The organism is Cellulomonas alba, assembly GCF_030362835.1.
Lineage (GTDB): Bacteria > Actinomycetota > Actinomycetes > Actinomycetales > Cellulomonadaceae > Cellulomonas > Cellulomonas alba.
Window position 1 is genome coordinate 221,011 of sequence record NZ_JAUCGQ010000002.1, and the last position, 16,600, is coordinate 237,610.

General features: G+C 70.8%; 14 protein-coding genes. 8 read left to right on the forward strand and 6 right to left on the reverse strand.

Annotation, left to right across the window (positions count from 1 at the left end; all coding sequences use genetic code 11):
• Window positions 1-30: 30 nt before the first annotated feature.
• From QRT04_RS13785 to melA, 6 genes are all read right to left on the reverse strand, one after another.
• Window positions 31-1,998, reverse strand: a complete 1,968-nt coding sequence (locus tag QRT04_RS13785; RefSeq protein ID WP_289456075.1) for a glycoside hydrolase family 36 protein — start codon at window positions 1,996-1,998, stop codon at window positions 31-33.
• Window positions 1,999-2,055: 57 nt separating this feature from the next.
• Window positions 2,056-2,856: a sulfite exporter TauE/SafE family protein gene (locus QRT04_RS13790; RefSeq protein WP_289456076.1), complete on the reverse strand. Its 801-nt coding sequence runs from the start codon at window positions 2,854-2,856 to the stop codon at window positions 2,056-2,058.
• A gap of 4 nt (window positions 2,857-2,860) precedes the next feature.
• Entirely contained in the window at window positions 2,861-3,745 is an 885-nt protein-coding gene (locus QRT04_RS13795; protein ID WP_289456077.1) for a carbohydrate ABC transporter permease, read from the reverse strand.
• Entirely contained in the window at window positions 3,745-4,692 is a 948-nt protein-coding gene (locus QRT04_RS13800) for a carbohydrate ABC transporter permease (RefSeq protein ID WP_289456078.1), read from the reverse strand. The genes QRT04_RS13795 and QRT04_RS13800 overlap by 1 nt, the downstream gene beginning before the upstream one ends.
• Before the next feature lie 16 nt (window positions 4,693-4,708).
• On the reverse strand, window positions 4,709-6,046 hold the full coding sequence (locus QRT04_RS13805; RefSeq protein ID WP_289456079.1) for an ABC transporter substrate-binding protein: 1,338 nt from the start codon (window positions 6,044-6,046) through the stop codon (window positions 4,709-4,711).
• Between the two features lie 201 nt (window positions 6,047-6,247).
• Window positions 6,248-7,567, reverse strand: a complete 1,320-nt coding sequence (melA, locus tag QRT04_RS13810; protein ID WP_289456080.1) for an alpha-galactosidase — start codon at window positions 7,565-7,567, stop codon at window positions 6,248-6,250.
• 94 nt (window positions 7,568-7,661) lie between these two features.
• Here melA and QRT04_RS13815 point away from each other — a divergent pair, with 94 nt between their 5' ends.
• The 8 genes from QRT04_RS13815 (at window position 7,662) to QRT04_RS13850 (ending at window position 16,580) form a co-directional block, all read left to right on the forward strand.
• Complete coding sequence (locus tag QRT04_RS13815; RefSeq protein ID WP_289456082.1) at window positions 7,662-8,459, forward strand: DeoR/GlpR family DNA-binding transcription regulator; 798 nt, start codon at window positions 7,662-7,664, stop codon at window positions 8,457-8,459.
• Between the two features lie 332 nt (window positions 8,460-8,791).
• Entirely contained in the window at window positions 8,792-10,090 is a 1,299-nt protein-coding gene (locus tag QRT04_RS13820) for a D-tagatose-bisphosphate aldolase, class II, non-catalytic subunit (RefSeq protein ID WP_289456083.1), read from the forward strand.
• Between the two features lie 5 nt (window positions 10,091-10,095).
• On the forward strand, window positions 10,096-11,271 hold the full coding sequence (locus tag QRT04_RS13825) for an SIS domain-containing protein (protein WP_289456366.1): 1,176 nt from the start codon (window positions 10,096-10,098) through the stop codon (window positions 11,269-11,271).
• Window positions 11,268-12,257, forward strand: a complete 990-nt coding sequence (locus QRT04_RS13830; protein ID WP_289456084.1) for an N-acetylglucosamine kinase — start codon at window positions 11,268-11,270, stop codon at window positions 12,255-12,257. The genes QRT04_RS13825 and QRT04_RS13830 overlap by 4 nt, the downstream gene beginning before the upstream one ends.
• 99 nt (window positions 12,258-12,356) lie before the next feature.
• Window positions 12,357-13,448 carry an amidohydrolase family protein gene (locus QRT04_RS13835; protein WP_289456085.1) on the forward strand — a complete coding sequence of 364 codons (1,092 nt, stop codon included), beginning with the start codon at window positions 12,357-12,359 and terminating at the stop codon, window positions 13,446-13,448.
• A gap of 17 nt (window positions 13,449-13,465) precedes the next feature.
• Complete coding sequence (locus tag QRT04_RS13840; protein ID WP_289456086.1) at window positions 13,466-14,761, forward strand: ABC transporter substrate-binding protein; 1,296 nt, start codon at window positions 13,466-13,468, stop codon at window positions 14,759-14,761.
• A 15-nt stretch (window positions 14,762-14,776) separates the two neighbouring features.
• Window positions 14,777-15,736, forward strand: a complete 960-nt coding sequence (locus QRT04_RS13845; RefSeq protein WP_289456087.1) for a carbohydrate ABC transporter permease — start codon at window positions 14,777-14,779, stop codon at window positions 15,734-15,736.
• Window positions 15,729-16,580 (forward strand): carbohydrate ABC transporter permease, encoded by an 852-nt coding sequence (locus QRT04_RS13850; RefSeq protein WP_289456088.1) that lies wholly within the window; start codon window positions 15,729-15,731, stop codon window positions 16,578-16,580. Before QRT04_RS13845 ends, QRT04_RS13850 begins: the two co-directional genes overlap by 8 nt.
• Window positions 16,581-16,600 lie beyond the last annotated feature (20 nt).

Consider the following 16,600-nt stretch of genomic DNA (forward strand, 5'->3'; position numbering starts at 1 on the left):
AGGAGGCGCGCGGGTGCCTCGGGCGGCGGCTCACGCCGGCTCCGCGACGACCAGCTGGAACCGGGTGAACGTCAGGTCGACGGACGCCTCCGGCCCTGCGACCACGCCGAGATCGGTGTCGTGGAACGGGTCCGTCAGGCGGTACGTCCTCGGGCCGAGGCCACGGAGCTCGACCGCGCCGCTCCAGCGGTCGGCGAAGAAGGCGTAGTGCAGGGCCGTCCCCTTGGCGATCGCGTGGCCTTCGGGGACGTCGAAGCCGATGTCGTACAGCTCGCCGCGGTACTCGCCGGTCGTGAGCCCGGAACGGGCGTCGAGCGCGATCCACCTGCGCCAGAGCGCGTCCTTCTCCGGCGTGAGGACGACCTGCGGGTCCGGCCCGGCCGGGTAGGCGAACTTCGTCGACAGCACCGCGCCGACGCCGTAGCTCGAGGCGAAGTCGTCCTGGCCGTCGCTCAGCTCGACGTGGTCGCCGGCGTAGCTCGAGCCGGTGCCCATGAGCGCCTTCACCGACTTGCCCTTGGACCGGACCTGGAAGGAGGACAGCGGGTCCGCCGACGGGTACTGGTCGACGAAGGGCAGGTTGTGGAAGTCGAGAGCGGTGCCGCACGGGCAGAACTCGACGACCGCATCCGGTGCCGCGGCGTGAACGACGTCGTAGATCGCCTCCCAGAACCGGGCGAGGCCCTCGGTGGACTCCTCCGGGCGCACGTGGCCGTGCGCGGGGTTGAAGCACGGGCCTACGGCGTTGAGGTGCTGACCGTCGAGCTTGAGGCCCTCGAAGCCCCAGCTCGTGACGAACCGCCGAGCCTGCGCGACGAAGTGGTCGATCGTGGGCTGGTAGGCGGGACACAGGGTGAGGTCGTCCCACCACGTCACGCGCTGCGGCTCGCCGTCGGAGCCGAGCAGGAGCATGTCCGGGCGCAGCCGGTGGACGTCGCTCGCGGGGTCGGCCGCCAGGGGCGCCCACCACAGACGCGGGCGCAGGCCGTGCTCGCGGATCCGCGCGGTGAGGGCGCGCATGTCCTCGTCGCCGCGCGGGAACTTCTCCGGGTGGAGCTCCCAGTCGCCCTCGTTCGTCTGCCAGCCGTCGTCGAGCACGGCCCACCGCAGACCGAGCTCGGCGACCTTGGGCAGCGTCGCCACGACCTGCTCGACCGTGAAGTCGCGCTCGTAGCCCCAGGCGCACCAGACCGGCTCGAAGGCCGACACGGGCGCCGCCGGGGCGCGCAGCCCGAGGCCGGCGAGGTAGTCGCGGTAGCGCTCGAGCGGCACGAAGTGGTCGCCATGGTGCGCCATGACGAAGGTGGTGGCCGTGACGAGCTCGCCGCCCGGCGCCAGCACGCGACCTGCGCGGTCCTCGACCGCGATGCTCGCGCCGGCGCTCGTCCTGCGGACGGGCAGGCTCAGGGCGCGCACGACCGGCTCGAGGTGCCCGACGCACAGGCCCGCGTCGCGCCGCCAGACCGTCGCGACGGGGGTGCCGCCGCCGTAGTCGGACGAGTCCATCCCGAGGAAGTTGACCTGGTCGAACGTGTCGGTCACGCGGTGCACCCAGTCGCGACGGTCCGTGTGGGTCGCGCCCGAGAAGGTGAAGAAGCCCCCGGGCGACTCGGGCAGCTCGTGGGCGGCGGTGCGCCACCCGGTCACGCGTACGGGCTGGGTCGACGCGTTGGTGAACGTCGCCTCGAGGACGACCATCCCGGGCAGCCGCTCGTAGGACGTCAGGACGACCGTCTTGCGCACGCCTGCGGGCGCGTCGCCGTGCACCGTCGTGCGGACGCCGCGGCCGTGGTGGGGGTGCACACGCTCGACCGCCTCGTGCCCGCGGTAGGCGAACTCCTCCACCGCCGTCCCGTCGACGAGCAGGACCTCGCTCGGGTCGAACGTGGTGACCGCGACGCCGTCGAGCGACACCCGGGTGAGCAGCGCCTCGTCGACGTCGATCGTGGCGCCGCCGGCGGACGCCGTCAGGACGACCCGTCGGTTCGCTGGGGGCATGCCGAGCTCCTCTTCCGTGGTGTCTCGAGTGATGTCTCGCGCGGACGTCGCCGCGCCTCAGGCGAGCGAGTGGACGAGCGCGAGCCCCGCGACGACCACGATGACCGCGCGGAGGAACCACGCCGGCACCGCCTTGGCCAGGCGTCCGCCCGCGTAACCGCCGACAGCCGCGCCGACGGCGATCGCCGCGGTGGCCGACCACACGACGTCCGCGTGGCCGGTGAAGGACGCGATCGTGAACATGACGGCCGCCGTCACGTTGACGGTCAGCGTCAGGAGGTTCTTGACGCCGTTGATGCGGCCCATGGGCTGACCGGTGAAGGCCCCGAGGACCCCGAGCAGCAGCACCCCCTGCGCGGCCGCGAAGTAGCCGCCGTACACGGAGCAGGCCGCGATCGACGCGCGCAGCGCGCGCGACCGGTACGGGCTCTCGACGGCCGGACCCTCGTCCTCGGTGGCCGGTCCCTGGGCCGCCCGGCTCCGGACCCAGCGGGCGACCTGCGGCTGGAACACGACCAGCAGCAGCGCGAAGCCGATGAGCACCGGCACGACGACCTCGATGGCACCCGGCGGAGTCGTCAGCAGCAGCACGGACCCGACGAGCCCCCCGAGCGTCGACACGACCGTCAGGGGTCGCAGGTGCGGGCGCTCGGCGCGCAGCTCCGTGCGGTAGGCCATGACCCCGCCGAACGCCGACAGGACCATCGCGATGGTGTTCGTCGTGACCGCGGAGGCCGGGCCGAGGCCGAGCGCGAGCAGGACCGGCAACGTCACGAGCGAGCCGGAGCCGACCGCGCCGTTGATCGAGCCCGCCGCGAGCCCGGCGAGCACCAGCACGACCAGCTCGAGAGCGGACACCCCGTCAGCCCTTGACGCCCGAGAGCGTCATGGTGGCGATGAAGTGCCGCTGGGCCGCGAGGAAGAAGGCGATCAGGGGAGCGGTCGCGACCACGTTGGCGGCCATGAGCAGCTCCCACTGGGTGCGGCGCGTGCCCTGGAAGTTCGCGATGCCGAGCTGGATCGTGAAGGCCGACTCGTTGTTGATCGCGATGAGCGGCCAGACCAGGTCGTTCCACGAGCCGAGCAGCGTGAAGATCGCGAGCGTCGCGAGCGCAGGCTTGGCGAGCGGCAGCACCACGCGGAAGAAGATCTGCAGCCGGCCGCACCCGTCGAGCGCCGCCGCCTCCTCCATCTCTTTGGGGATGGACAGGAAGAACTGCCGCATGAGGAAGATGCCGAACGCACCGGCCAGCCACGGCACGATCGCCGCCCCGAGCCCGTCGAGCAGGCCGAGCCTCGAGAACACCATGTAGGTCGGGACCATGAGGACCTGCGTCGGGATCATGATCGTGGCGATGATGAAGAAGAAGGACACGTTGCGGCCCTTGAACTTCAGCCGCGCGAACCCGTAGCCCGCGAGCGAGCACAGGATGCACTGGGCGATGATCGCGCTCAGCGCGACGATCGCCGAGTTGAGCAGCCAGTGCAGCGCGGGCGTCGTCGTGAAGAGCGTGCGGAAGCCGGCGAGCGTCAGGTGCGAGGGGAGCAGCGGCCGCGGGAACTGGGCGAGCTCCTTCGCGGGGGAGACCGACGCCAGGATCATCTGCACGAGCGGCACCAGGAACAGCACGGCCGTCGGCAGCAGGAAGAAGTGCCAGCCGCTGAACGGCAGCCGACGGCGGCGCCGCACCGCGGGCGCGGCGACGACCTGCTTCTCCGCGGCCGGCTCGACGAGGGTCGTCGTCATCAGAACGCCTCCAGGTTCTTGCGCCGGGAGTACATGACGATCCCGAGGGTGATGCCGAGCGTCACGACGAACAGCGCGTACGCGGCGGCGGAGCCGTAGCCGAACTCGAGCGTGTGGAACGCCTTGTCCCAGAGGAAGTAGACGATCGTCTTGGTGGAGTCGAGCGGTCCGCCCCGGGTCGTCGTGTAGACGAGGTCGAAGAGCTGGACGGCGCTGATCGTCTGCCAGACGACGACGAACACGGTCACCGGCGTCAGGTGGGGCCAGACGATCCGCCAGAAGGTCTGCCACGGGCTGGCGCCGTCGATCTTCGCCGCCTCGGTCAGCTCGTGGGGGACGTCCTGCAGCGCCGCGAGGTAGATCACGGTGGTGAAGGCCGCCTGCCCCCACAGCGACATGATCGCGATGACGAGCATCGCCTGCGACGGGTCCTCCAACCAGCCCTGCTGGGGCAGCCCGAGCCGCCGGAGCATGTCGTTGACCAGGCCGAACTGGGGGCTGAACAGGTACGTCGCGAGGACACCGGTCGACGCCGCCGAGGTCACGAAGGGCACGAAGATCGCGGTGCGGTAGAAGCCGATGCCCCGGATCTTGCGGTTGAGCGCGACGGCGAGCAGCAGGCCCGCCAGGACCGACGCGGGCACGAACAGGAACGTGTACAGCCCGGTGTGCCTGACCGCGTCCCAGAACGCCTGGTCCGTGAGGAGCCGGGTGTAGTTGTCGGTCCCGACGAACTCCGGCTGCGAGAAGCCGTCCCACTTCTGGAACGACAGGACGAAGGACCAGATCGCCGGGAAGATCGACAGCCCGACGACGATGACCATGGCCGGGCCGATGAAGGCCCACCCGTGGAGGTTGTCGGCCAGGCGTCGCACCCGGCTGCTGCCGGCGGGCTTGCGGCCCGCCGGCAGCTGCTGGACGGCTGTGCTCTCGTGACTCGTCACCATGGTGCTCCGAAGCGTGTTACTTGGCGGCCGAGGCCAGTGCGGTGTTCGCGTCCGTCTGTGCCTTCTGGAGCGCCTCGGCCGGGTCGCCCTTGCCCTGGAGCACCTGGGAGATCGCGGTGCCGATCGCCTCCGAGAGGCCCACGTAGCCGGGGACGGTGGGTCGGGCGGTCGTCGCGTTGGCGCTGTTGGCGGCCATGACGTCGAGGCCGGGCAGGTCCGCGACCTGCTTCTTGAACTCCGGCGAGTCCTGCTCGGACGCGCGGAGCGGCAGGTTCCCGTACGCGACGTTCCAGCGCAGGTCCTGCGCGGGCGAGGTCAGCCAGTTGAGGAACTCGAAGGTCCAGTGCGCCCGGTTGACGTCCTTGTGGTCGAGTGCGACCCACAGGTCAGGGCCGGAGACCGTCTGGTGGCTGCCGTCGAAGCCGGGGAGCTGCACGACGCCGTACTTGGTACCCGCGACCTGCAGGTCGTGCAGGGCCCACGGGCCGGACGTCTCCATCGCGATGCGGTCGGCCGCGAACAGCTGCGCGATCTTCGTGTCGGTCTGGTCGAGGTAGAGGCTCTTGTCGTCCTGCGCCATCGAGCGCAGGAACGTGAGCGCGTCGACGCCCGGCTTGTCGGCGAACGTCGCGGTCTTCTGGTCGGCCGAGAGGATCTGGCCGCCGCGCTGCCACAGGTGGGGCCAGAACTGCCAGGTGGTCTCCTCGGTGCCGGACACCGAGTACCCGAAGCCGTACGTCTGCGTCGTGCTGTCCGTCAGCTTCTTGGCCGCGGCGCGCAGGTCGTCCCAGGTCCAGTCCTTGGTCGGGTACGCGACCCCCTTGGAGTCGAACACCGTCTTGTTGTAGAGGAGCGACAGGTTGTCGACGAGCGCCGGGAAGCCGATCGTCTTGTGGCCGGACGGCTGAGCCGTCGCCCGCGCCGCTGCCGGCAGCTCGTCCCACTTCACCGCCGGGTCCTTGACCTGCTCGGTGAGGTCGAGCGTGCGGCCCGATCCCTCGAGCTGGCTGGCCCACGAGCCGAACGCGTACGAGATGTCGGGGTAGGTGCCGCCGGCGAACCCGGCGGACATCTTCTGCAGCAGGTCGTCGGTCGACGACGCGCCCGGCTCCGCGACGATCTTCACGTTGGGGTGGAGCTTGGTGAAGTCCTTCGCCAGGCTCTGCAGCAGCTCGTTCGCGCTGTCGGGCTGGCCGGTCCACCACGTCAGCGTGACGGGCGCCTCGGTGTTGAGCACGCTGGCCCCGTGGCCGGAGCTCCCGCTGCACGCGGCCAGGCCGGTCGTGGCCAGCGCGGCCGCGATGACCAGAGCCGTCCGTCGGACTGCTCGTGAACTCTTCGGGCGAACCGTCATCGGTCGCTCCTTTCTGCAGGGGATGCGCTTCGGTGCGCGATCGGTGGCGTCGGTTGTCGTCTGGTCGTGACGCCGAGGGGATGACGGCCTGCGCTGGGGCCGTCGGTCGGGCTGGTGGTCTCGGGCTTCGTGGGCGGGGTGACGACGTCGGCGTTGACCGTCTGTCCACGTCACGAAGGGGGCCGAGGCCGCCCGCGAGCGCTACCGGAGCACGAGGTCCACGTCCCCTCCGAGGCTGCGTGGGAGCACGCTTCGGTGGGCGACGAGAAGCTCGTCGCAGAGATCCCAGATCTGCTGCGGCGTCAGGGTAGACGACGCATTCGGGTCCGCCAGCACCGCCTGGCGGACCTTCCGGGGGTCTCCGGTGAGCGTCGCCTCGACGGCGAGCTCCGCGACGGAGAGGTAGGTGCGGTTGAGCGCGGCGCCCGCCGTGGGGATCGCGCCGACGGCCTTCGGGTGGACGCCGTCGCGGTCGACCAGCGCCGGGACCTCGACGGCTGCGCCCTGAGGGAGGTTGTCGACGAGGCCGTGGTTCGGCACGTTGACGTGGATCCACCGCTCGGTCCCGGTCAGCAGCGAGTGGATGATCTGCGGGGCGTACTCGGCGGCCGGCTCGTCCGGCAGGTCGAGGTCCTCGCCCGCGGCCAGCCGCCGACGCGTCTCTGCGACCTCCGCCACGTTCTCGTCGGAGATCTGCAGGTAGACGAGCGGCTCGAGGCGGTACCTGTCGATCTGCTCGTCGGACCGCAGGAACCACGACAGGTACTCCGACGAGTGCTCGGACGTCTCGGTGGGGTAGTAGCCGATCCGCTCGTACATCTCGACGCGGACCCGGCGCCGGAGCTCCGGGTCGGCGGCGATCTTCGCGTCCAGCAGGGGGTAGAGGCTCTCCCCGTCGCGGCTCCACTCGGTGAGCCACGCCTGGTGGTTCACGCCGGCGGCCTGGTAGGTCGTGCCCTCGAACGGCACGCCGATCAGCTCGTTGAGGCCGTGGACGGTCCAGAACACCGAGTGGCACAGGCCGACGACCTTGAGGTCCGGCGCGACGACCGACCACCACCACACGTTCATGGCCATCGGGTTCGTGTAGTTGAGCACCCAGGCGTCGGGGCAGAGCTCACGGACGTCCTGCGCGATCTGGGAGATGACCGGGAACGTGCGCAGGCCGCGGAAGACCCCGCCGACCCCGGTGGTGTCGCCGATGGTCTGGCGCAGCCCGTACCGGGCCGGGACCTCGAGGTCGACGTGCGTCGCCTCGACACCCCCGACCTGGATCATGATGACGACCGCGTCCGCGCCGGTGAGGGCCTCGCGGCGGTCGAGGGTCGCGACGACGTCGAGCGACCGACCCATGCGCTTCGCGACGTGCTCCGCCGTGCCTCGGGCGATCTCGAGGCGTTCGGGGTCGATGTCGTGGAGCGCGATCTCGAGGGTGGGAAGGTCCTCGTAGCCGAGGAGGTCGACGAGGAGCTGCCGCGTGAACACGGCGGACCCTGCGCCCAGGAAGGCGATGCGTGGCATGGCTCAGATGATCGACAGATCTGGACAAGCGATGCAAGCATCTGAGCGAATTCGGTCTGTTACGATCAGAAAAACTGAGCGTTTCGGAGGGGCGATGTCAACCAACGTGCCGGTCGTCGAAGCGGGCTCGCGCAAGCGGACCCGGCGGTTCGTGCAGATCCTCGACCTGGTCAACGAGCGGGGCGAGGCGACCCTCGCCGAGCTCGCCGAGACGCTCGGGATCTCGCCGGCGACGGCCCGCCGGGACCTGGCCGACCTCGCCGACCAGCGCCTGGTGCAGCGCACCCACGGCGGGGTCGTGGCGCTCGACCAGGGCTCGGAGCTGCCGGTCGAGCTGCGGGACACGAAGTTCCAGGAGGCGAAGCAGGCGATCGCGCGAGCGGTCGCCCAGCGGATCCCGCACGAGCGGCACGCCGTCGCGCTCTCGGGCGGGACGACGACGGCACGCGTCGCGGTCGAGCTCACGCGCCACCCGCTCCTGACGATCGTGACCAACTCGCTGACGATCGCGGAGCTCACCCATGCCCATCCGGCGCTGCGCGTGGTGGTCACCGGCGGCTCCCTGCGCCCGCAGTCGCTCGAGCTCGTCGGGACGCTCGCCGAGCGGACCTTCGGGGCGCTCCACGTCGGCACCGCGATCCTGGGCGCGGACGGCATCGCGGCGAGCGCGGGCGTGACCACCTACGACGAGATCGAGGCGCGCACCAACCGTGCGATGGTCGCCAGCGCCGAGCGCACGATCGTCGTCGCGGACGGCTCGAAGGTCGGTCGGCTGACGCTCGCCCAGATGGTGTCGTTGGACGAGGTCGACACGCTCGTCACCGACGCGTCCGCCGACCCCGACGAGCTCGAACGCATCCGTGCGGCCGGCGTGGAGGTCGTCGTCGCCTGACCAGCGCCGCCGTTAGCCCGCACGTGCGGCGTCCAGTTGCGGCCCACCTGAGCGGTGAACTGCTTGATGCGCGCAGCAAGAGTGATCGTTTGACGCAGAAACGTTGACCGAAGCAGTCGCTCGACCTACGTTTCCCTCGCAAGCACGCAGGAGCGCCTCTTCCGGGGGCCGCCTGCGCGAATGAGCGGTGGAAGCGCCGCGCACGTCGAGCACCAGGAGATCACCGTGCATGAACCCCGCCATGGCAGCAGCCGCCCCACGCCGCGAGGGCGCGGTCCGCGACTCGCGGTGAGCACGGGCTGCCCTGGCGGCACGGTCGCGGCGGTGCGGGCGTGAGCGACAGGTTCGGGGCCGTGCTCGACCAGCACCTCGCGGGGCAGCCCGTGGGCGTCACGTCGGTGTGCTCGGCCCACCCGCTCGTGCTGCGTGCGGCGGCCGAGGAGGCCGCCGTCAACGGGAGCGTGCTGCTCGTCGAGGCGACCAGCAACCAGGTCGACCAGTTCGGCGGCTACACCGGGATGCGCCCGTCGGGCTTCCGCGACCTGGTGCGCTCGATCACCGACCGCGCCGGACTGCCGGGCGAGCAGGTCGTGCTGGGCGGCGACCACCTCGGCCCGAACACGTGGCGCGCGCTGCCGGCCGAGGAGGCCATGCGCCGCAGCGAGGACCTCGTCGCGGCGTACGTCGAGGCCGGCTACACCAAGATCCACCTCGACTGCACCTACCCCTGCGCGACGGACACGACCCCGCTCACCGACGAGGTCGTCGCCGAGCGGGCCGCTCGGCTCGCCGTCGTGGCCGAGGCGGCGGCGGAGCGGACGTTCGGACGCAGCGACCTCCGCTACGTCATCGGCACCGAGGTGCCGGTGCCGGGCGGCGCGCACGAGGTGATCGACCGCCTCACGCCGACGTCGCCCGACGCCGCCCGAGCGACGCTCGAGGCGCACGAGCGGGCCTTCGCCGCCGTCGGCGCACGCGAGGCGTGGGACCGCGTGGCCGCGCTCGTCGTCCAGCCCGGGGTGGAGTTCGACGCGGTCCAGGTCGTCGACTACGACCGCACCCGGACGGCCGCGCTGAGCCAGGTGCTCGAGGGCCGCGACCTCGTCTTCGAGGCGCACTCCACGGACTACCAGACCGTCGAGCGGCTGACGGCGCTGGTCGAGGACCACTGGGCGGTGCTCAAGGTGGGTCCGGGCGTGACGTTCGCCCTGCGGGAGGCGCTGTTCGGCCTCGCCGCGATCGAGGCGGAGCTGTTCCCCGAGAGCCAGCGGTCGGCGCTGCCCGAGGTCGTCGACGCGGTCATGGTCGACGAGCCGCGCTGGTGGAAGGGCTACTACGAGGGCGACGAGGACGAGCAGCGGATCGCCCGCCGCTACAGCTACAGCGACCGCCTGCGCTACTACTGGCCGAACCCCCGCGTGAACGACGCGGTCGCGCGACTGGTGCGCAACCTGCGGAGCAGGCCCGCACCGCTGCCCCTGCTGAGCGCGCACCTGCCGACCCAGTACGAGCGGGTCCGGGACGGCCGGCTGACCACCGATCCCGAAGCCCTCGCGCTCGACCACGTCCGTGACGTGCTCCGCGCCTACGACCTCGCCTGCAACCCCCTGAGCCAGAGGAACAAGTCGTGACCGCAATGCTCCCCAAGACGGCCTTCGGAGACGACGGACGGGGCACGCTCGACGAGCGCGCGGGCGCGACGGGCCGCGAGATCGCCCAGCAGCCCGCCGTCTGGCGCCGGCTCGCCGCCGACCTCGCCGGGCGACGCGAGACCGTGCGCGGCTTCCTCGAGCCGCTCCTGTCGCGCGGCGACCTGCGCATCGTCCTGACGGGCGCCGGTACCTCCGCGTTCGCGGGCGAGCTGCTCGCGCCGGCGCTGGCGCGCGCGCTGTCCCGCACGATCGACGCGGTCGCGACGACGGCCATCGTCACCAACCCCCGCGAGGCCTTCGTCGAGGACGTCCCGACGCTCCTGGTCTCGTTCGCGCGGTCGGGCGACAGCCCCGAGAGCGTCGCCGCGACCGAGCTCGCCGACAGGTGCCTGTCGTCGGTCTACCACCTGATCGTGACGTGCAACGCCGAGGGCCACCTCGCGCGGACGCACTCGGCGTCGGAGCGCTCGCTCGTGCTGCTCATGCCGCCCGAGTCGCACGACGAGGGCTTCGCCATGACGTCGAGCTTCACGTCGATGGTGCTCGCGACGTGGCTCGCCCTCGTGCCGAGCGGGCTGGACTCCGGCGTCGCCGAGCGCCTGGCCGAGGCGGGGGCCGCGGTGCTCCGCCGGACCCCGGACGACGTGGCGAAGCTCGCCGCGCGCGGCTACGACCGCGTCGTCTACCTCGGCAGCGGGTCGCTCGCGGCGCTGGCCCGCGAGTCGGCGCTCAAGGTGCTCGAGCTCACCGCCGGCGAGGTCGTGAGCTACTCCGACTCCTCGCTCGGGTTCCGGCACGGCCCGAAGTCGGTCGTCAACGACCGCACGCTGGCGATCGTGTACCTGTCGAACGACCCGTACGTCCGCCTCTACGACGAGGACATCGTCGCCGAGCTCCAGGCGCAGATGGGCAGCGACAACGTGGTCGTCGTGGGCGCGAGCCCGAGCGCGGCGCTCGAGCCGGACGGCCCGTGGGCCGTGCCCCACCTCGCCGAGGACCCCGACGCGCTCGTCGGCCTGGTGTTCGTGCTCGTCGCGCAGCTCCTGGCGATGAACGCCTCCCTCGAGCTCGGGATCAAGCCCGACACCCCGTGGCCCGACGGCCAGGTCAACCGGGTGGTGCAGGGCGTGACGGTGCATCCGTTCGAGGCGGATCGATGACGGCGTTCCTCGGCGTCGACGGCGGCGGCACGAAGACGGCGTTCTGCGTCGTCACGGACGACGGGCGCATCGCGGGCGAGGTGCGGGCGACCAGCACGTACTACCTCGGCGGCGCGGACGGCGTGCGGGTGATGGGGGAGGTGCTGGCCGCCGGGGTCCGCGAGGTGTGCGCGATCGCCGGCCTCGGCACGGACGACATCGCCCACGCGTTCTTCGCGCTCCCCGGCTACGGCGAGTCGAGCAGCCGGACGGCGGACCTCGACGCGGCTCCGCGCGCCGCCCTCGGCCACGACCGCTACTCCTGCGGGAACGACATGGTCGCCGGCTGGGCGGGCTCGCTCGGCGCGCAGGACGGCATCAACGTCGTCGCCGGCACGGGATCGATCTGCTACGGCGAGCACGACGGCCGTCACGTGCGGGTGGGCGGCTGGAGCGAGCTGTTCGGTGACGAGGGCTCGGGGTACTGGATCGCCGTGCGCGGCCTGCAGGCGTTCAGCCGCATGAGCGACCGTCGCCTCGCGCCCGGCCCGCTGCTCGACGTGGTGCGCGAGCACGTCGGCGCCGGCGACGAGCTCGACGTGATCGGGATCGTCCTGGGGGACTGGGGCAGCGATCGCGGCAAGGTCGCCGCGATGTCCCGCGTGGTCGCGCAGGCTGCCGACGACGGCGACGCCGCCGCGCGCCAGATCCTCGCGGACGCGGCCGGGGAGCTGGCCGCGCTCGTGGAGACGGCCGCGACCCGGCTCGGCTACGCGGACGACGAGCAGGTGCCCGTCTCGTGCTCCGGCGGGGTCTTCTCCTCGCCGCGCGTGCGCGAGGAGTTCGCGACGCTGCTGGCCCGGGCGACCCGGCGCTACGACCTGCGCGAGCCGCTCTACCCGCCGGCCGTGGGAGCCGCGCTGTACGCGGCGCACCTCGCCGGCACCCCGCTCGGACGGTCGGCGCGCGAGCGCCTGCTGGAGGCCGTCCGCGCCACCGACGTGTGACGCCACGGCGACGCGCCTGAAGACGACGGGCGCGCACGGTGGCCCGACCCTGCCCCGTGCGCGTGCTGCACGACCCCTGGTACGAGGAGGTTCCGCTCGATGGACGTCGAAGAGCTCGACGGGCTGGCCCTGCGCGACTTCGCGCCGCGCCCGACGGTGAGGCTGGCATCGCACCGGGTGCCGCGCGCCTCGACGCCCGCCGTGGACGCGCACAACCACCTCGGGCGCTGGCACGCGCACCTGCGTACCGGGCGGTGGAGCGACGACGACTGGCGCGTGAAGGACGTCCCGGCGCTCGTCGGCCTGATGGACGAGTGCAACGTCGCCACCGTCGTCAACCTCGACGGGAGCTGGCGCGACGAGCTCGAGGCCAACCTCGACCGCTACGACCGGGCCCACCCCGGTCGGTTCGTCAGCTACGCCCGGGTCGACTGGGACGAGACGTCGCAGAAGGGCTGGCCGGAGCGGATCGCGGCCTCGGTCGTCGACTCCGCGGCACGTGGGGCGGGCGGGCTCAAGCTCTGGAAGGACATCGGCCTGCGCCTGCGCGACGAGAGGGACGAGCCGATCTTCCTCGACGACGCGCGCCTGGGGGGGATGTGGTCGGCCCTGGCGGACACCCGCCTGCCGGTCGCCGTCCACACGGCCGACCCCGCCGCGTTCTTCCAGCCGCTGGACCGGCACAACGAACGGCTCGAGGAGCTGCTCCGGCACCCGGACTGGCAGTTCATGGGCCCGCAGTTCCCGCCGCTGGCCCGGCTCCTCGACGCGCTCGAGGCGGCCGTGGCGGCGAACCCGCGGGTCACGTTCGTCGCCGCCCACGTGGGCTGCTACGCCGAGGACCTCGACTGGGTCGACCGCATGCTGCGCACCTACGCGAACTTCAACGTCGACATCGCGGCGCGGATCGCCGAGCTCGGCAGGCAGCCGCGCCGGACCAAGCGCCTCATCGAGGACCACCCGCACCGGGTCGTCCTGGGCACCGACGTCTCACCGCCGACCGCCCAGGACTACGAGATCTACTTCCGGTTCCTCGAGACGGCCGACGAGTACTTCCCGTACGACGCCGACGAGCCGCCGGGTAACGGCCGGTGGCGCATCTCGGCCCTCGACCTGCCACCGGAGCTCGCCGCCGGGGTCGTCGGGGACAACGCACGACGACTCATCCCCGCTCTGCACACGCTCGCCTAACCCCCAAGGAGAAGAACGTGAATCGCGCGCACAGCAAGACCAAGCGGACCGCCTTCGTCGTTGCGGCCGGCCTCGCGGCCGTGACGGCGCTCGCCGCCTGCTCCAGCTCGTCCGGCAACGGCGGCGGTGGCGGTGACTCGGGTCCGGTCACGATCAGCTACGGCGTCTGGGACGACACGCAGGGCAAGGTGATGCAGCAGATCGCCGACAAGTTCCACGAGTCGAACCCGAACATCACGGTCAAGGTGCAGATCACGCCGTGGGACCAGTACTGGACGAAGCTCAAGACGGCGGCGACGGGCGGAGCCGCTCCCGACGTCTTCTGGATGAACGAGTCGAACTTCGCGACGTACGCGAGCGGCGGCGTCCTCGCGAACCTGTCGGACAAGCTCAAGGGCTCCGACATCGACATGTCGAACTACATCGACATCCAGACGAAGGCCTACACGTTCGACGGCAAGGTCTACGGCATCCCGAAGGACATCGACTCCATCGGGCTCTGGTACAACAAGGCGCTGTTCAAGGCCGCAGGCGTCGCCGAGCCGACGGCTGACTGGACCTGGGCCGACATGGTGGCGGCGGCGAAGAAGCTGACCGACCCGAGCAAGGGCCAGTACGGCATCGTCGCCCAGTCGGCACCGCAGCAGAGCTACTACTCGACCATCCCGCAGACCGGCGGGCAGGTCATCTCCGACGACAAGAAGTCCTCGGGGTACGACACGCCGGAGGCCATCAAGGGCGTGCAGGTGTGGGTCGACCTCGTGAACAAGGACAAGGTGTCGCCGTCGCTGCAGCAGATGACGGACACGGACGCCGACACGTGGTTCACGTCCGGCAAGGCCGCGATGATCTTCGAGGGCTCGTGGGCCGCCGCCGAGTTCAAGGAGATCCCGTACGCGGCCCAGAACGCGAACGTCGCGCCGATGCCGAAGCTCGACCAGCCGGGTGGCGTCAGCAACGGCCTGGGCAACGTGATGTCCGCGAAGTCGGCGCACCCCGACGCCGCGTGGAAGTTCCTGCAGTACCTCGGCAGCAAGGAGGCCGAGACCGCGCAGGCCGACGCCGGCATCGTGATCCCCGCCTACAAGGGGACCGCGGACGGCTGGGTGAAGGCCTTCCCGGAGTTCAACCTCCAGGTGTTCGTCGACGCGCTGAAGAACTCGTCGCAGTACCCGTCGTCGATGAACTCCGCCGCGTGGCAGGACCCGATCGAGCTCGAGTTCAACAAGGCGTGGTCGGGCGACGAGACCGCCGCCCAGGCTGCGGCGAACTCGGCGAAGATCATGAACGACGCGCTCGCCGCGGAGAAGTGACCGGGGGCTCGACAGGTGACCTCACAGCTCGTGCCGCCGGTCGAGCAGGGGCAGCGGCGGCCGACGCCGCTGCCCCCCCGCGGCACCAAGAGGCGCTCGCTGCGTCACGGTGACCGGTACTGGGCCTATCTCCTGATCCTGCCGACGGCCGTCGGTCTGACCGTCTTCTCGATCTGGCCCGCGATCCAGACCTTCTACTTCTCGTTCACGAAGTGGGGGACGTTCGGCGGCCACGAGTGGACCGGCCTCGACAACTACGCCCAGGTCTTCCACGACCCCGAGCTGCTGCGGTCGCTGTGGAACACCGTGATCTTCTCGGTGATGACGCTCCTCGGCATCCCGCTGTCGATCGGGCTCGCGGCGCTGCTCAACACCAAGGGGCTGCGCGGGGTGGGCGTCTACCGGGCGCTGTACTTCCTGCCCGTCGTCACCATGCCCGCCGCGATCGCGCTCGTGTGGAAGCTCATCTACAACGGCGACACCGGCATCCTCAACCAGTTCCTCGCTGTGTTCGGCGTCGACGGCCCGCACTGGCTGTCGGACCCGGCGACGGCGATCTACGCGGTCGGGGTCGTGTCCATCTGGAGCTCGCTCGGCTACAACATGGTGCTCTTCCTCGCGGGGATGCAGTCGATCCCGGGGGAGTTCTACGAGGCCGCGTCGATCGACGGCGCAGGCCCGTGGCGGCAGTTCTTCCGCATCACGATGCCGCTCCTGACGCCGACGACGTTCTTCGTCACGGTCATCACGGTGATCAACGCGCTGCAGGCGTTCGACCTCGTCTACCTCATGGTCGGCAAGGCCAGCCCCGCGATCGAGGAGTCGCAGACGGTGGTCTACCTGTTCTACGCGAAGGGCATCCTGCAGGGCGACGGCGGCTATGCCGCCGCGATCGCCTTCGTGCTGCTCGCCCTGATCCTGCTGATCACGGCCTTCCAGTTCCGCGTCCAGAAGCGGTGGGTGCACTATGAGTGACCGAGTCCCCGCGACGAGCGCCGTCGGGCCGAAGCGCTCGCACACGGCCATCCACGTGGTGCTGATCGTCGGTTCCGTGCTGATGGTCCTCCCGTTCTTCTGGGAGGTCTCGACCTCGCTCAAGACGTACGCCGAGTCGATCTCCGTGCCGCCGACGATCTTCCCGTCGAGCCCGGTGTGGAAGAACTACACGGACGTCTTCGCCACGCTGCCGTTCGGTGCCCAGTTCCTCAACACGGTGATCATGACCGTGGCACGGACCGTGGGCCAGGTCTTCTTCTGCGCGGCGGCCGGGTACGCGTTCGCGCGCCTCGAGTTCCCCGGACGCAACGCCATCTTCATCGCCTTCTTGTCGGTGCTGATGGTCCCGTCCCAGCTGTTCCTGCTCTCGCAGTTCCAGCTCATGCAGCGATTCGGCCTGCTGAACACGGTGACGGCCCTCGCCCTGCCCGGGATCTTCAGCGCGTTCGGGACCTTCCTCCTGCGGCAGTTCTTCCTGCAGCTGCCGGCGGAGCTGGACGCGGCAGCCCGGCTCGACGGGTGCAACCCGTTCCAGGTGTGGTGGAAGGTCATGCTCCCGCTCGCGAAGAACGGGATGCTCGCGCTGGGGATCCTCACCGCGATCTGGTCGTGGAACGACCTGCTCTGGCCGCTGGTCGTGAACAACGACCCCGAGAAGATGACCCTCTCCGCCGGCTTGTCCACGCTCCAGGGGCAGTTCCTCACGAACTACCCCGTGCTGATGGCGGGGTCCTTCCTGGCGAGCATCCCGATGATCGTCCTCTTCGTCATGTTCCAGAAGAACATGCTCGAAGGAATCGCCTCCAGCGGCATCAAGGGCTGACGCCCCGTCGCACGTCAGAT

Excerpts from the sequence above, each read along its gene's own strand:
- QRT04_RS13815 (WP_289456082.1), top strand. The coding sequence starts at position 7,662 with ATGTCAACCAACGTGCCGGTCGTCGAAGCGGGCTCGCGCAAGCGGACC.
- QRT04_RS13795 (WP_289456077.1), bottom strand. The coding sequence starts at position 3,745 with ATGACGACGACCCTCGTCGAGCCGGCCGCGGAGAAGCAGGTCGTCGCC.
- QRT04_RS13785 (WP_289456075.1), bottom strand. The coding sequence starts at position 1,998 with ATGCCCCCAGCGAACCGACGGGTCGTCCTGACGGCGTCCGCCGGCGGC.
- QRT04_RS13800 (WP_289456078.1), bottom strand. The coding sequence starts at position 4,692 with ATGGTGACGAGTCACGAGAGCACAGCCGTCCAGCAGCTGCCGGCGGGC.
- QRT04_RS13805 (WP_289456079.1), bottom strand. The coding sequence starts at position 6,046 with ATGACGGTTCGCCCGAAGAGTTCACGAGCAGTCCGACGGACGGCTCTG.
- QRT04_RS13850 (WP_289456088.1), top strand. The coding sequence starts at position 15,729 with ATGAGTGACCGAGTCCCCGCGACGAGCGCCGTCGGGCCGAAGCGCTCG.
- QRT04_RS13830 (WP_289456084.1), top strand. The coding sequence starts at position 11,268 with ATGACGGCGTTCCTCGGCGTCGACGGCGGCGGCACGAAGACGGCGTTC.
- QRT04_RS13825 (WP_289456366.1), top strand. The coding sequence starts at position 10,096 with ATGCTCCCCAAGACGGCCTTCGGAGACGACGGACGGGGCACGCTCGAC.
- melA (WP_289456080.1), bottom strand. The coding sequence starts at position 7,567 with ATGCCACGCATCGCCTTCCTGGGCGCAGGGTCCGCCGTGTTCACGCGG.
- QRT04_RS13835 (WP_289456085.1), top strand. The coding sequence starts at position 12,357 with ATGGACGTCGAAGAGCTCGACGGGCTGGCCCTGCGCGACTTCGCGCCG.